The organism is Amycolatopsis sp. NBC_01307, from assembly GCF_035975215.1.
GTDB lineage: Bacteria > Actinomycetota > Actinomycetes > Mycobacteriales > Pseudonocardiaceae > Amycolatopsis.
Genome location: NZ_CP108403.1, coordinates 9,298,593 through 9,313,398, shown reverse-complemented (window position 1 = coordinate 9,313,398; position 14,806 = coordinate 9,298,593). Strand labels below are relative to the sequence as shown.

Genomic DNA, 14,806 nt, shown 5'->3' with positions numbered 1-14,806 from the left:
CCCCATGGGAACGAACTTGCCCCGCTCCACGACGGCGAACGAGCGGCTGCACCGGGTCATCCCGGGTGGTGCGCACACTTACGCCAAGGGCTCGGACCAGTATCCCTTCGAGATGGCCCCGGTCATCTCCCACGGCCGCGGCGGCCACGTCTGGGACGTCGACGGCAACGAGTACATCGAGTACGGCTCCGGGCTGAGAGCGGTCAGCCTGGGCCACGCCCACCCCCGCGTCCTCGACGCCGTCCGCGGCGAACTGGACAAGGGCAGCAACTTCATCCGCCCGTCGATCATCGAGGCCGAGGCCGCCGAGCGGTTCCTCGAAAACGTGCCGACGGCCGACATGGTGAAGTTCACCAAGAACGGCTCCGACGCCACCACGGCCGCGGTCCGGCTGGCCCGCGCCGCGACCGGGCGCAAGCTCGTCGCGAAGTGCGCCGACCACGCGTTCTTCTCGACCGACGACTGGTTCATCGGCACGACGCCGATGAACGCGGGCATCCCGGACGAGACGACCGAGCAGACGGTGTCCTTCCCGTACGGCGACCTGCAGGCCGCCGAGGAGCTGCTGCAGCGCCACAACGGCGAGATCGCGTGCCTGATCCTGGAGCCGGCCGCGGCGGCCGAACCGCCGCCGGGGTACCTGCAGGGCCTGCGGGAGCTCGCCACGCGCCACGGCGTCGTGCTGATCTTCGACGAGATGATCACCGGCTTCCGCTGGTCCGCCCACGGCGCGCAGGGCCTCTACGGCGTCACCCCGGACCTCTCGACGTTCGGCAAGGCCCTCGGCAACGGCTTCGCCGTCTCCGCACTCGCCGGCAAGCGGGAACTGATGGAGATCGGCGGGCTGCGCACCGACCGGGAGCGCGTGTTCCTGCTCTCGACCACCCACGGCGCCGAGACCCACTCCCTCGCCGCCGCGATGGCGGTGATGGACGTCTACCGCGACGAGGACGTCATCGGCCGCATGCACGCCCTCGGCGACCGGCTCGCCGCCGGCGTCCGCGACGTCGCGGCCGGAATCGGCGTCGAGGACCACGTGGTCGTCCGCGGCCGGGCCAGCAACATGGTCTTCGGCACGCTCGACGAAGAAGGTAAGCCGTCGCAGCCGTACCGGACGCTGTTCCTGCGCGAGCTGATCAGCGGCGGGGTGCTCGGCCCGTCCTTCGTGGTCAGTGCCGCGCTCACCGAGGCGGACATCGACAAGACGATCGACGTCGTCGCCCAGGCCTGCACGGTCTACCGCAAGGCGCTCGACGCCAACGACCCCACGCCGTGGATGGGCGGCCGCCCGGTGCAGCCGGTCTTCCGCAAGCGCGCCTGACCCGGCCCCCGCGCCGCCCGGTGCCCGGTTCCTGCCGGGCGCCGGGCGGTCGCGGGTCCGGAGCACGCCACCGGATCCCCGCTCCGGGGAGCCGGTTTCACTCGTTGGGTCCGATGAGGACACTTGAGGGTGACTGTTTTCCCGCCCGATCGTGCGTAGCGTCCTGCCATGGGCAGATCTCGTGCGTTTCTCGTCGGTGCTTGCTCGCTCTTGATCGCCGTGGCTTGCCCGGCGATCGCGAACGGTGCCGACGGGCCCGGGCCGGTGTGCGATCACCAGCCCGCGGCGTACGAGGAACCGCCGCCCGGGGCGGTCTCCGTCGAACCGGGCGTCGACGGAGACCTCTCGGCCAAAACGGCGGCGCACCCGCCGGGCACCACCTTCTGGCTCCGGCCCGGCACCCACACCCTCGGCACCGACGAGTTCGGCCAGGTCGCGCCCAAGGACGGCGACGTCTACCTCGGCGCTCCCGGCGCGGTCGTCGACGGCCGCGGCGTCAACCGCGCGGCGTTCACCCAGCAGGCTCGCGACGTCGAGATCAAGGGCCTCACCATCCGCGGTTTCGCCGCGCTGCAGGACCAGGGCGTGGTCAACCACGACTCCGGCGACGGCTGGCTCATCGAGAACACCACCATCGAAGACAACGCCGGCGCCGCCCTGATGGCCGGCGCAGGCCAGGTCGTGCGGCACAGCTGCCTGCGGAACAACGGCCAGTACGGGCTCAACGCGTACCAGGCAGGCGACCACATCACCGGGCTCGTGCTGGAGGGCAACGAGATCACCGGCAACAACACCGGCGACTGGGAGACCAAGGTCCCGGGCTGCGGCTGCAGCGGCGGGGCCAAGTTCTGGGCGGTGAACGGCGCCGACGTCCGCGGCAACTGGGTCCACGGCAACCACGGCGCCGGCCTGTGGGCCGACACGAACAACAACGACTTCCTCGTCGAGGACAACCTGTTCGAGGCCAACGACGCCGAGGCGCTGTTCTACGAGACGAGCTACAACCTCGTGCTGCGCGGCAACACCTTCCGCGGCAACAGCCTGGTGCAGGGCCGCAAGTTCGCCTCGCGCGGCGACAACTTCCCGGCCGCGACGGTGTACCTGTCGGAGTCGGGCGGCGAGTCCCGGGTGCCGGCGCGGACGTCGGCCATCGACATCAGCGGGAACACGTTCGTCGACAACTGGTCCGGGATCACGCTGTGGGAGAACGCCGACCGCTTCTGCACCAGCCCGGCGAACACGTCTTCGGGCTACTGCACAAAGGTGGCTTCCCCGTCTTCGTGCTCGGCGGGCACCATCACGAAGGCGCCGGCCTACGGCGACTGCCGCTGGAAGACCCAGCACGTCGAGATTCACGGGAACACCTTCCGGTTCGATCCTGGGCGGGTGGGCTGCACGAGCTTCTGCGGGCGGATGGCGCTGCTGTCGAACTACGGGACGTTCCCGGACTGGTCGCCCTACAAGGGAACCGTGGTCCAGGAAGCGATCACGTTCCAGCAGGACAACCGGTGGCACGACAACTCCTATGCGGGGCCGTGGACCTTCGTCGTGCATGACACCTCCAGGACGGTCGACCCTGCGGGCTGGCGGGCGGGCCCGTACTCGCAGGACGCGTGTTCTTCGTTCGACGGTGGGTCCGCCGGCTGCTGATCACGACTATGGCACCGGGTTCCGACACTTTTCTCCGACGATCACGACTTCGATGAAGATTTCCCTTGGTACACAAGGGAAAAGTCGCGAGTGGTGAATTCCGGACACCGCAATCACCCGTTCAAGCGATGGTGTTCGCACGAGTGTTCGGTACCTTCGGAGACATGGCCACCTCGAGCCCCGTTCCCGAAACCCTCCGCCATGACGCGACCGACGTCGTCGCGTTCGACGCGATGGGCGTCCTCTACTCGCGCGCCGACGACGTCGGTGAACTGCTCGTCCCTTTCTTGCGCAGCAGGGGATGCGTGCTCGAACGGCATGACATCCCCGACTGGTTCGTCAGCGGAGAAACCGGAACACCGCGGCTGTCCACGATGGACAGACTTCGAAGAGAGCTCAGACCGTGGTGAACCGCGAACTCGGCTCTCCTCGCAGCCGCCCCGAGGGCAGCCGCCGGTTGCAGAGCACCAGCAGGAGATCCTGGGCGGCGCCCGTGAGCGGCGAGCCGGTGCCGTACGACCAGTCGAGGTCGTCGGCGCGCAGGGAGACGCCCGCCAGATCGGCGCCGAAGTACCTCACCTGCTTCGGCTTGAGACCGTCGAGAACCACCTCGAGCCGTTCCCGGGGCACACTCCGGTCGAGGCTCAGGGCGGTCGTGATGTCCAGGCCGTGGATCACGTCGTGGCTCAGGGCGCCTTCCGCTCCCCCGCCCGGCGGCCGCCAGGGGTGTTCGGCGTTGTCGCGCAGCGAGGCGACGAGCGCCTCGGACGACAGCTCGGCCGCGTCGCGTCGCGCCACCCGGTCGGCCATGTGGTTGAAGCGCCCGGCGGACTTCAGCAGTTCGCGGGCGAACCGGCCGGTCGACATGCGGAACGGCATCGTCAGGTGGGCGACCACCTCCGGCACGCGCCAGCCCGCGCACAACGTCGGCGTCGCCCATTCGGCCGGCGACAGGCCATCGAGCACCGCCGCCAGCTCACGGCGTTCCGCGGCGATCAGGTCCTGGATCATCGGGGTCTCCTTCGCGAGTCGGTCACCCCACCGACGAACAAGCCCGACCGAGACCGACAGGTTCGCCCGGAGAACCGCCACACAACCGGACCGGCGCCTGGGCGCCGCGAGTGTCACCCCGCCGACGACCGCGGAGTCGTCAGAGGCGATCGGCGACGCGGTCCACCGCCCACGCCATCGCGGGGACCACCGCCAGCGCGGCGCAGAACCCGCCGATCGCGTCCGTCGGGTAGTGCGCGCCCAGGGACACTTCGGCCCAGCCCATCGCGATCCCGGCGACCACGGCCAGCACCAGCATGAGCAGCACCCCCGCCGTGCGGCCCAGGTGCAGGCGGTCGGCCACCAGCAGGCCGATGACCAGCGCGAGGGCCGTGGCCATGGCCGTGTGACCGCTCGGGTAGGACAGGAACTCGCCGTGGATCTTGCGGCCGACGATCGGTTTCAGCACCGTCGTCACCGCGACGGTGGCCAGGACCCCGACCACGGTCAGCACCGCTATCCGGACCCGGTGGGCCAGGAAACCCAGCAGCGCGACCAGAGCGACCAGGATCGTCGACCCGACCGGTTCGCCGCCAAAGTCGAAGACCAGCGCCACGTACCGCCAGGGTGGCCGGACGCCGTCGAGCGACGGCAGCACGGCCGCGTCGATCCCGGTCAGGCCGGAGTCGTGGAAGTGGAGGATGCCGAGCGCGACGAGCACCGCAGTCGCCAGCGCACCCGACATGGCCAGCGGGGCCCGCAAGGCGACCGGCAGGGCCTCGGGTGCCGTCCGGACGAGTTCCCTCACCCGTGTGCCTCGATCGCGGCCTGGTACCCGGAGATCAGCCGGTCGAGCCCGACCGCCGGGGTGAAGTCCTTCTCGTACCGGACGCGGGCCGCGTCCCCCATCTCCTGGTTCCGGTCGCCGGTCACCTGGCGCAGCCGGTCCGCGAGCGAGGCCGCGTCGTTCGGCTGGTGCAACAGGCCCGTCACGCCGTCCTCGACGAGCTCGGGGAACGCGCCGTGGGCCGCCGCGACCGTCGGCACGCCGGCCGCCATCGCCTCGACGACGACCAGGCCGAACGCCTCCAGCCACGTCGACGGCGCCACCACGGCGACGGCGTCGGCGGTCAGGGCGCGGCACTCCGCCTTGTTCTGCAGGCCGACGTACGAGACGTCCGGCCGGCCGGACGCCCAGGTGGCGACCTCGTCCTGCATCGGGCCGGTGCCGGCGATGACCAGCGGCACGCCCAGGGCGCCGCCGAGCTGGTCCCACGCCCGCATCAGCAGGCCGACACCCTTTTCCTCGGTGATACGGCCGAGGAACAGTACGTGCTTTCCGTCGCCGGTGCGGCGGACACCGGGGTCGGTGACGAAGTTGTGCTTCACCGCCATCCGCTCGCCGGGCATCCCGGCCGACACCAGGAGGTCACGTTGAGCCGCCGAAATGCAGAAGAACCGGGACACGCCCGTCCACCACCGGCGGCGGTTCGCGATCATGCTGGCCGCCATCGGCACCGTCGCGGCGCTCGATCCGCGGTAACAGCCGTGCTTCACCGCGGGCAGCGGTGAGCCGCCGACGCACTCGGTGCAGATGTGGCCGTCGCGGTGCAGGGTGCCCGGCGGGCAGACCATCGTGTAGTTGTGCAGCGTCGCGACGGCGGGCACGCCCGCGTCCGCGCAGGCGGCGACCACCGACGGTGACAGCAGCGGGAACGTGTTGTGGATGTGCACGACGTCCTGACGCGACGCCCGCAACCGGGCCGCGAGCTCCTTCCGGACCGCCGGGTTCCACGGGATCATCAGCGGAACGGTCGCCTTGCGGGGCAACGGCATCTGCGCGATGTCGTCGCTGCGGCGCTCGAACAACGACACCTTGTGCCCGCCCTCGGCGAGCAGGGAGACCTCGGCGTCGACGACGTTGTTCTCACCGCTCGGCTGCTCGGACCGGTACCGGTTGTGGACCACGAGCACCTTCACGCGGCTGCACCTCGCACGCTTGCCCCCTTCGCCGGGATGAATGCTTCTTCGTCGGACTGCGGCACCCCGCGGACCAGCAGCGACGCGGCCAAGGCCAGGTGGAGCAGGTACGGCGACGCGTCGCCGAGGCCGGCCTCGGTGTAGGAGGCCGAAATGCAGTAGGTGATCAGGAAGATCGCGCACGCGCGAGCCAGGGACGGCGGCCGCAGCACGGCCACCACGACCAACGTGAGGAGGAAGCCCGCGACCAGCGCGATCCCGACGAACCCCTGCTCGTGGTAGATCGCCAGCCAGCTGTTGTCGATGGGGAGGCCGTCGTAGGACTTGTCCGTCAGGCCGACGCCGAAGATGTACTCCGACGTCGTCCGCGGGGCCTCCAGCAACGCGTCCCAGACCTTCGCGCGGCCGGTCAGGCTGGAGAAGTTGTCCGCGCTCTGCCCGCGGAGGAACCACGCCTGCAGCGCGCCGGCCAGCACGAGGCCGCCGACACCGCCGATACCGGCCGTCCACGCGAACACCTTGCGGGCGCGGGCGCTGGTCAGCGCCATCGACAGGAAGGCCACCAGTAGCCCGGCGAGCAGGCCGAGCGTCGCCGTGCGGGTGTGCGTGAGCAGCAGCAGCGCGAGGGCCGGCACCACGATGATCAGGGCACTGCGCCAGGTCGTGCGGCGGCCGAACCAGAGCAGGAGCGTCAGGCCGGAGATGACCGCGGCGTACTGGCCGATCTGCGGCGGCGTGAGCGGCCAGATCGCGCCGGACAACCGGCCGCCATACTCCTCGGGCATCGCGTTGCCCGGCGAGACGACCAGGCCCACCGCGACCGACGCGAGCACGATCCCGTACGTCCGGATGTGGGACCGGACCAACCCGAACCCGCCGTCCCACCAGCGGGTGAGCAACCAGAGCGTGGAGAGGAAGACCGTGAGCCGGAAGCACCGGAAGAGCGCGCCCGCGCCTTCCTTCAGGTCGGCGCTGGCCAGGATGCTGGACAGCAGCAGCAACGTCAGCAGCAGCAGGTATGCGCTCGGCCGGATCCGCAGATGCTTGTTCAGGGCCAGCGCGATCACGAAGGCCGTCATCAGTGAGCCCATCGTGACCAGCTGGCTGACCGACCGCGGCAGCGGGATGACCGTCTTCGCGCCGGTCGAGCCGAGCGTGTTGATGATCAGCAGCGCCCACGCCAGGGCCGCCCACTTCGGCGTCGACGACGCGGGCTCGACCGTGGCTTCGCCGCGGATCCTCGTCGTCGTTCGGGTTTGTGTCGCCATGTCAGCCCCCGCCCTGCGCGGTGAAGGTGCTTCCGGAGTCCTGCGAGTACGGCGAGCCCTGCCACTCGCCGATCTCGATGACGCGGTCGGTGGTGTACGGGATGAACGTCCACGGCCCGGCGTAGCTGTTGTCGTGCCAGCGGTTGTCCTGCTTGTACGTGATCGCCTCTTGGACGACGTCGTTCTTGTAGGGCGACCAGTCCGGGTAGGTGCCGAAGTTCGACAGCAGCGCCATCCGGCCGCACGAGGCCTGGCAGCCGACCACGGCCGGGTCCAGGACGAACTTGTTGTCGTGGATGTCGACGTGCTGGGTCTTCCAGCGGCAGTCGCTCAGCAGCGGCTCGGTGGTGATCGCCGGCGCCGCGCACGTCTTCACGTTCGGCACCAGGCGGGTGCAGTCGCCGGACGAGGTGTTGGCCGGGCTGTTGCAGTACCGGTCGGCGTTCTCCCACAACGTGATCCCGGACCAGTTGTTCTCCAGGAAGTTGCGGGAGATCTCGATCTTCGCGGTCCGCGCCTTGATCCGCGGCTCGCCGCCGGACTCGGAGATGTAGATGGCTGGCGTCGGGAAGTTGTCGCCCTTGTCGGCGTACCTGCGGCCGTCGACCCAGTTGTTCTTCCGGATCGTGTTGTCGCGGATGATCGCGTTGTAGCTGATCTCGTAGATGATCGCGGCGCTGTCGTTGTTCTCGATGAGGTTGCCCTCGATGAGGAAGTCGTTGTTGTTGGTGTCGGCCCACAACCCGGTGCCGTGGTTGTCGTGCACCCAGTTGCCGCGGACGTCGGCGCCGTTGACGTCCCAGAACTTGACGCCGCCGGTGCAGCCGCAGCCGTCGATCTTCGTTTCCCAGTCGCCTGTGTTGTTGCCGGCGATCTCGTTGCCCTCGACGACCAGCGCGGTGATCGGGGTGCTGCCGGAGAAGGCGTTGATCCCGTACTGGCCGTTGCGGCGCAGGCAGTTGCCGCGCACCTGCTGGCGCGCGCCCGCCATCAGCCCGGCGCCGTCGTTGTCCTGGATCGTGGAGTGCTCGATCTGCCAGCCGTCGCCCGAGTCGTGGTTGACGACCCCTTCGTCGCGGGGCGCGGCGAAGCCCTGCACGGTCAGGTAGGTGAGCTTGACGTTGTTCCCGTGCCCGGTGAACGCGTACTGGTTGATCTTCCGGCCGTCGAGGACCGCACCGGGCGCGCCGATGTAGACGTCGCCGTCCTTCGGCGAGACCTGGTCGTACTTGTCGTCGCCGAGGATGTGCTTGCCCGGCTTGAGCCAGAACGTCGTGCCCGGGCCGGCCGCACGCGTCTTCACGGCGAGATCGTTGGGCACCGCCGGGTCGACGATCACCGCACCGGCCGGCGCCGCCGTCGGGCCGGCCGGCTCTTTGTCGCAGACCGCCGCGACCGACCCGCTGGGGGCCGAGGTCGCCTGGGCCGGGCCGCCGGTGTCGGGGCTGCTGGAGCACGCCGCGAGCGTGAGCAGCACGCCGAGCAGCGGAGCGGCACGGCGGAGTCGGGAGCGGCGGGCTGTCACGGGCGGGTCCTAACTGAAGCGGAGCAGGGTGATCGAGTGTCCGGGAGTGCCGGAGCCGACCAGGGTGGTCGAGGGTTCCTTGCGGCCGAAGCCCGCCGAGTACCAGCCGAGCGGCGGGTCGAGCTCACCCCGGTGGGCCGTCCACGTCAGCTCGGCCGGCAGTTCCAGCTCCGCGGTGTGGACGGGGGCCAACGTCCGGCCGTCACCCTCCCAGCGCAGGTGGGCGACGTTCCCGTCCAGGGTGGCCGTGACGGCCGGGCCCAGGTGGAACGCCAGCCGCGCGGCCGGGCCCGTGTCGCCGAGCACCTCGTCGACGATCTTCAGCACGGCGCCGTCGAGCTCCACCGTCCGGCGGTGCACCGCCGGCGCGTAGCCGTCGTGGGCCGCCGACCAGTGGGACGGGCCGTGGTCGGGGGTGTGTACGCCGAGCACCTTCGTCACCGCGTGCCGGGTCCAGAGGAACGGCCCGCCGGACACCGACTGGTCCTGACCACCCAGTTCGAGGGTGTTGTGGCCGAGCGTGGAACGGAAGTACGACCGCCACTGCGGCTCGCCGTGGTAGCAGAAGGTGCCCGGGTCGGCGAGGATGTCGACGCCGTCGTGGCGGACCTCCACCGACAGCGCGTCGGCGTGGGCGTGCGCGGCGATCGACAGGAAACCGTGCGGCCCGCCGTCGCACCGCGCCCAGACCTTTCCCGAGCGCAGGATCGTCATGCCCGCGTCCCGCAGGTGGGCGGGACGCCGGCCGGAGCGGACGCCCGTGGCTCGTGGTGTCCGGAGGGCGAGTGCGGTCAGCAGCGGCGTGCGGACGTCGTCACCCGGCACCGGCCACCAGTCGAGGCGGCCGAACAGGACCTCGCCGGTGGCCAGCAGCGACGCCCAGCGGTTGGTCTCGGAGCCGTCGACGATCAGGCCGAAGCCGTCGTCGGCGTCGCCCTGCCGGGGCGGCCGGAACCGGTTGTCCACAATGGACGCCAAGGCGTCGGTCATCCGGAGCAGGACGTCCCAGGTGGAGTCCGGCACCGGGGTGCCCGCCGCGTCGGCTTCGAGCGCCGCCGCGAGGCCCAGCTCCAGCACCAGGCCGTGGTACTCGGATGCGAGCTCGGCGTTGAGCCCGGAGCCGAAGGTGTTGCGACCCAGCTGGACGTCCAGCGAGCGGGTCGCCTCGGCCCGCCAGCGCGGCGACTCCGGGAACCAGCCGAACGCGCACGCCGCGGCCAGCAGGCCGGCGTCCTCGGCGATGACGTGGTTGTTCGCCGACGAGCCGTGGCTGCGCAGGGTCGCCAGCCAGTTCTGGTGGTGCCACAGCTGCAGGTGGAAGTCCGGGTTGTCCTCGAACAACGCCGTGACGCCCGCCCAGCCGTCGAGCAGGCGGCGGACCCAGACCCACGACAGCAGCCGGATGCCCAGCTCGATGCCGCTCACCCAGTGCGGCCCGCGCAACGGCGGGTTGGCCGCCCACCAGGACCGCAGGTGCGCGGCGACGCGCTCGGCGTACGTCTCGGTGCCGGTCAGGGCGTACGCCGCGGCCAGCACGGTGAGGTGCTGGTGGCGCGACGGCTCCCAGATCTGCTTGATGTCGCCGACCTCGTCCTCCGACCGGTACGGCACGTCGAAGGCGTAGACGTCCAGCGGCGCGCGGCGGCCGGTCTTCGGGTCGAGGGCCCAGTCCGGCGACACCATGTCGTCGCGCAGGACGCCGAAGTACTCGGCGCGGCCGGCCATCAGGTGGTCGGCCGTGGCCAGCAGCCGCGTGACGGCTTCGCCGGAGACCTTGCCGAGGACGCCGTCCGGCAGCTGGGCGGTGAACCGTGGGTGTGACGGCCACGCGGGCGGCTCGGGCAGCGCGGACCGCCATTGCCGCTGGACGACGGCGTGCCGAGCACGGCCGACGACCTCCGCCGGCCCCATCCGGGACAGCCGGCGGAGGTACCAGCCGGGACCCATCATGCCGGGGCACCCGCCTTCCGCGGCAGCTCGATCCGGACCGGCGCCGAGTTCGCGACGCTGGTCTGGGCGGCGAGCGTGGCCAACGTCGTCGCGGCCAGCGAAGCGACCGAGATCGGCATCGGGCCACCGGTGCGGACGGCTTCGAGGAAGGCGTCGACCTCGGCGGCCTGGCCCTTGTCGCGCCCCTTCGGGAGCCGCGAGCTCGCCCACTTCTTGCGGGAGAACACCGACGCGCGGACGAAGTCGTCGAACCTCAGGACCTTGCCGTCGGCGGTGACGTCGAGCGTCTCCTTCGGGAAGCCCGACGAACCGCTTTCGGCGTAGGTGATGACCGCGGTGGAACCGTCCCCGTAGCCGAGGGTGATCTGCAGGTCCGTGCCGCCGGTCGCGTAGACCGAGACCGGGTCGGCGTCGAGCAGCCAGCTCACGGTGTCGATGAAGTGCCCGCCTTCACCGGCGAACCGGGAGCCCTCGGTGGCGGTCTGGTTGTACCAGCTGCCGTGGTCGAGGCGACCGGCGTTGACCAGGTAGCGGACCGTCGCCGGGCCGACGCGCGGGCCGAACTGGCCGCGGGCTTCGTGCAGCAGCGGCGCGAACCGGCGGTTGAAGCCGACCTGCAGCCGGTCGTTGCCGGACTCCTCGATCGCGTCGAGCACCTTCTGCAGCTCGGTTTCCGTCAGCGCCAGGGGCTTCTCGACGAACACCGTCTTGCCCGCGAGCAGCGCCTGGCGGGTCAGCTCGGCGTGCGAACTGTGGCGGGTGACGACGAAGACGGCGTCGATCGAGTCGTCACCGAGCACGTTGTCGATGTCGGTGGACGCCTCGGCGAAGCCGAACTTGCGCCGCGCGTTGGCGCCGGACAGCGCCGACGTCGTCGCGACGTGCTTGAGCTCGACGTCGTCGCGCTCGACGAGGTGCGGCAGCAGCATCGACGACGCGTAGTTGCCGGCCCCGACGAAGCCGAGGCGCACCGGCTGCCCGGCGGGCTTCGGCGCGGCCTTGTGCTCGACCAGCCCGATCCGCGCGGACGTCACGACCGGCTCGGTCTTCGCGACCGCGTCCGGGTAGCGGAACAGCACCGCGACGGCCTTGAGCTCACCGTCGTTGAGGGACTTGTACGTCTCGACGGCCTCGGAGAAGTCCGAGACGTGCGTGATCAGCGGCTCGACGTCGAGGCGGTCGCGGTCGATCAGGTCGATGACGCACTCGAGGTTGCGGCGCTCGGTCCAGCGGACCTGGCCGATCGGGTAGTCCCGGCCTTCGAGCTCGTACGACGGGTCGTAGCGGCCGGGGCCGTACGAGCGGGAGAACCGGACGTCCAGTTCCTTCTCGTAGTAGGCGTTCCACGGCAGGTCGAGCTTGCACTTGCCGATGTCGATCACGCGGCCGCGGTCGCGCGACAGCTTCGCGGCCAGCTCCACCGGATCGTTCGTGTTGCCGCCCGCGGCGAGGTACGTCTGGTCGACGCCCGCGCCGTGCGTCAGCTCGTCGACGGCGGTGTCCACCACGCCGGAACCCGGGTGGCTGCACACCAGCGCGCCGAGGCTCTCGGCGAGCTTGCAGCGCTCCGGGTCGGGGTCGACACCGAAGACGCGCACGCCGGACGACACCAGCAGCTGCACCACGAGCTGGCCGATCAAGCCGAGCCCGATGACCAGGGCGACGTCGCCGATCTGCGGCTCGCCGCGGCGCACACCCTGCATCGCGATCGAGCCGACGGTGCCGAACGCCGCGTGCCGCGGGTCGACCCCGGCCGGCACACGCGAGTAGAGGTTCTTCGGCACCCAGTTCAGCTCGGCGTGCAGCGCGTGCTCGTTGCCCGCGCAGGCCACGAGGTCGCCGACCGCGACGTCCGTGATGCCGTCGCCGACCTGCTCGACGATGCCGCACAACGAGTAACCGAGGGGCGTGTATGAGTCCAGTTTGGACGTCACCTTGCGGTAGGTCGCCGAAAGACCGTTGGTCGCCACGCTCTGGACGACCTTCGCGACCTGGTCCGGCCGGGCTCGCGCTTTGCCCACCAGGGACAGGCTCGCCTCGGACACCTTCATCATCTCGGTGCCGGTCGAGATCAGGGAGTACACCGTGCGGACGAGCACCCCGCCGGCCTTGCACGCGGGCTCGGGCACTTCCAGCAGTGCCAGTTCACCGCTCTTGTAGTTCTGGACGACCTGCTTCACTTCGCTCCCGCTCCCGACATCGCGTTCCGGTACCAGTACTCAAGGGTCAAGATGTGCCAAAGGTGCTTGCTGCGGTCCTGCTGGCCGGCGGCGTCCTCGGCGACCATCCGCTGCAGTGCTTCGCGCTGCAGGAAACCGGATTCGACGAGCACGCCCTCGTTGACGACTTCGCGCACCAGCGGCGCGAGGTCGCGGCTCATCCAGGCCCGCAGCGGCGCGCTGAACAGGCCCTTCGGCCGGTGCACGATCTCGCTGGGCAGGATGTTGAGCGCCGCGTTCTTGAGGGCGACCTTGCCGGCGCGGCCGACGATCTTCTTGTTGCCGGGGGTCCGGAACGCCGCGCGGACGACCTCGACGTCGACGAACGGCGTCCGCACCTCGGTGGACGCCGCCATCGTCGAGCGGTCGGTGTAGGTCAGGTTGAGGCCGGGCAGGAACATCCGCGAGTCGGCCAGGCACATCCGGTTGACGAAGTCGTCGAGCGACTGGTCGTTGTACGTGTCGGCGTGCTCGGTGAGGACGTCGTCGACCGTCGGCGCGAGGTCCGGGTTGAGCAACCCGAGCAGCTCGGCCTGGTCGTACATCGTGTAGCTGCGCCGGAACGCCGTCTCCTCGGGCAGGCCCGCGAACGACAGGAACCGCTTCGCGAACCGCACCGAGCGGTAGCCGCGCTTGGCCGAGGCCACCGGCAGCCGGTCCACCAGGGACTCCACCGGACGCCGGACCGCGCCCGGAACCTTGTGGTAGCGCAACGCGATCAGGTTCGCGAGGTGCTTGCGGTAGCCGGCGAACAGCTCGTCGGCGCCCATGCCGGACAGCATCACCTTGACGCCGGCGTCGCGCGCGGCCGAGCAGATCAGGAACGAGTTGATCGCCGCCGGGTCCCCGATCGGCTCGTCGAGGTGGTAGGTCATCTTCGGCAGCAGGTCGAGCACCTGGGGCGCGATCTCGATCTCGTGCAGGTCGACGCCGAACTGCTTGGCCACGATCCGGGCGTACTTCAAGTCGTCCGGCATCGCCTCGAACTTGGCGTCCTCGGCGCGGAACCCGATGGTGTAGGCCGAGATCCCCGGCTGCGACCGCGCGGCCAGCGCCGTCAGGTAGCTGGAGTCCAGCCCACCCGAGAGGAATGTCGCGACCGGGACGTCCGAGAGCAGGTGCTTGGCGGTCGACTCGGCGATCACCTCGTGCAGGTCGACCTCGCCCTCGAAGGCCGCGCCCTCTTCGGCGACCTCGCGCAGCGACCAGAAGCGGCCGCGGTCGACCCGGCCGTCCGGGCGGCAGCGCAGCCACGTGCCCGGCTGCAGCTTCTCCGCGCCTTCGTAAGCGCAGCGGCTGTCCGGCACCCAGTAGTAGAGCAGCGACGCGACCAGCGCGGCGTTGTCGATCTGCAGCGATCCGCCCAGCTCGCCGGCCAGCGCCTTCAGCTCGGAAGCGAAGGCGACACCGCCGGCCCGGTGCACGAAGAACAGCGGCTTGATGCCCAGCTGGTCGCGGACCAGGAACAGCTCGCCGGTGCCCTCTTCGAACATCGCGAAGGCGAACATCCCGCGCAGCTTCGGCAGGCAGTCGGTGCCCCAGCGCCGCCACGCCTGCAGCAGCACCTCGGTGTCGGACGTGCCGCGGAAGCGCACGCCGGCGGCCGTCAGCTCGGCGCGCAGCTCGGGCGCGTTGTACAGCTCGCCGTTGTAGCTCAGCGCGAGGCCGTCGAGGACCATCGGCTGGGCGCCGGTCTCGGTCAGGTCGACGATCGAGAGCCGCCGGTGTCCCAAGTGGACTTCACCGGCGCCGGTGCCGCCGACGACGTGGTCGTAGCGGCCGGAGCCGTCCGGCCCGCGGTGGGCCAGCGTCTTCGTCAGCCGGTCGGTCAGCGGTCCGCCGTCCGGCCAGAGGTAGGTGCCTGCGATGCCGCACATCTCGAGTGGGTTCCCCTTCGTCGCGG

Annotated in this window: 11 protein-coding genes; 3 read left to right on the top strand and 8 right to left on the bottom strand. The window is 70.5% G+C overall.

What is annotated here, in order from left to right:
* Window positions 1–4: 4 nt before the first annotated feature.
* From OG439_RS41705 to OG439_RS41695, 3 genes are all read left to right on the top strand, one after another.
* Entirely contained in the window at window positions 5–1,321 is a 1,317-nt protein-coding gene (locus OG439_RS41705; RefSeq protein WP_326945957.1) for a glutamate-1-semialdehyde 2,1-aminomutase, read from the top strand.
* 168 nt (window positions 1,322–1,489) lie between these two features.
* Window positions 1,490–2,971, top strand: a complete 1,482-nt coding sequence (locus OG439_RS41700; RefSeq protein WP_326945956.1) for a right-handed parallel beta-helix repeat-containing protein — start codon at window positions 1,490–1,492, stop codon at window positions 2,969–2,971.
* A 164-nt stretch (window positions 2,972–3,135) separates the two neighbouring features.
* Window positions 3,136–3,381 (top strand): hypothetical protein, encoded by a 246-nt coding sequence (locus OG439_RS41695; protein ID WP_326945955.1) that lies wholly within the window; start codon window positions 3,136–3,138, stop codon window positions 3,379–3,381.
* Here the strand turns inward: OG439_RS41695 and OG439_RS41690 are convergent.
* From OG439_RS41690 to asnB, 8 genes are all read right to left on the bottom strand, one after another.
* Window positions 3,368–3,982 carry a maleylpyruvate isomerase family mycothiol-dependent enzyme gene (locus OG439_RS41690; protein WP_326945954.1) on the bottom strand — a complete coding sequence of 205 codons (615 nt, stop codon included), beginning with the start codon at window positions 3,980–3,982 and terminating at the stop codon, window positions 3,368–3,370. The genes OG439_RS41695 and OG439_RS41690 overlap by 14 nt on opposite strands.
* A 139-nt stretch (window positions 3,983–4,121) precedes the next feature.
* Window positions 4,122–4,769 (bottom strand): phosphatase PAP2 family protein, encoded by a 648-nt coding sequence (locus tag OG439_RS41685; RefSeq protein WP_326945953.1) that lies wholly within the window; start codon window positions 4,767–4,769, stop codon window positions 4,122–4,124.
* Window positions 4,766–5,941, bottom strand: coding sequence for a glycosyltransferase family 4 protein (locus OG439_RS41680; protein WP_326945952.1), 1,176 nt, complete (start codon window positions 5,939–5,941; stop codon window positions 4,766–4,768). The genes OG439_RS41685 and OG439_RS41680 overlap by 4 nt, the downstream gene beginning before the upstream one ends.
* Window positions 5,938–7,209 carry an O-antigen ligase domain-containing protein gene (locus tag OG439_RS41675; protein WP_442792253.1) on the bottom strand — a complete coding sequence of 424 codons (1,272 nt, stop codon included), beginning with the start codon at window positions 7,207–7,209 and terminating at the stop codon, window positions 5,938–5,940. The genes OG439_RS41680 and OG439_RS41675 overlap by 4 nt, the downstream gene beginning before the upstream one ends.
* A gap of 1 nt (window position 7,210) precedes the next feature.
* On the bottom strand, window positions 7,211–8,734 hold the full coding sequence (locus tag OG439_RS41670) for a right-handed parallel beta-helix repeat-containing protein (RefSeq protein WP_326945951.1): 1,524 nt from the start codon (window positions 8,732–8,734) through the stop codon (window positions 7,211–7,213).
* A 9-nt stretch (window positions 8,735–8,743) separates the two neighbouring features.
* Complete coding sequence (locus OG439_RS41665; protein ID WP_326945950.1) at window positions 8,744–10,684, bottom strand: heparinase II/III family protein; 1,941 nt, start codon at window positions 10,682–10,684, stop codon at window positions 8,744–8,746.
* Window positions 10,681–12,864: a bi-domain-containing oxidoreductase gene (locus tag OG439_RS41660; protein ID WP_326945949.1), complete on the bottom strand. Its 2,184-nt coding sequence runs from the start codon at window positions 12,862–12,864 to the stop codon at window positions 10,681–10,683. Before OG439_RS41660 ends, OG439_RS41665 begins: the two co-directional genes overlap by 4 nt.
* Window positions 12,861–14,780 carry an asparagine synthase (glutamine-hydrolyzing) gene (gene asnB / locus OG439_RS41655; protein ID WP_247060391.1) on the bottom strand — a complete coding sequence of 640 codons (1,920 nt, stop codon included), beginning with the start codon at window positions 14,778–14,780 and terminating at the stop codon, window positions 12,861–12,863. Before asnB ends, OG439_RS41660 begins: the two co-directional genes overlap by 4 nt.
* Between the last annotated feature and the right edge of the window lie 26 nt (window positions 14,781–14,806).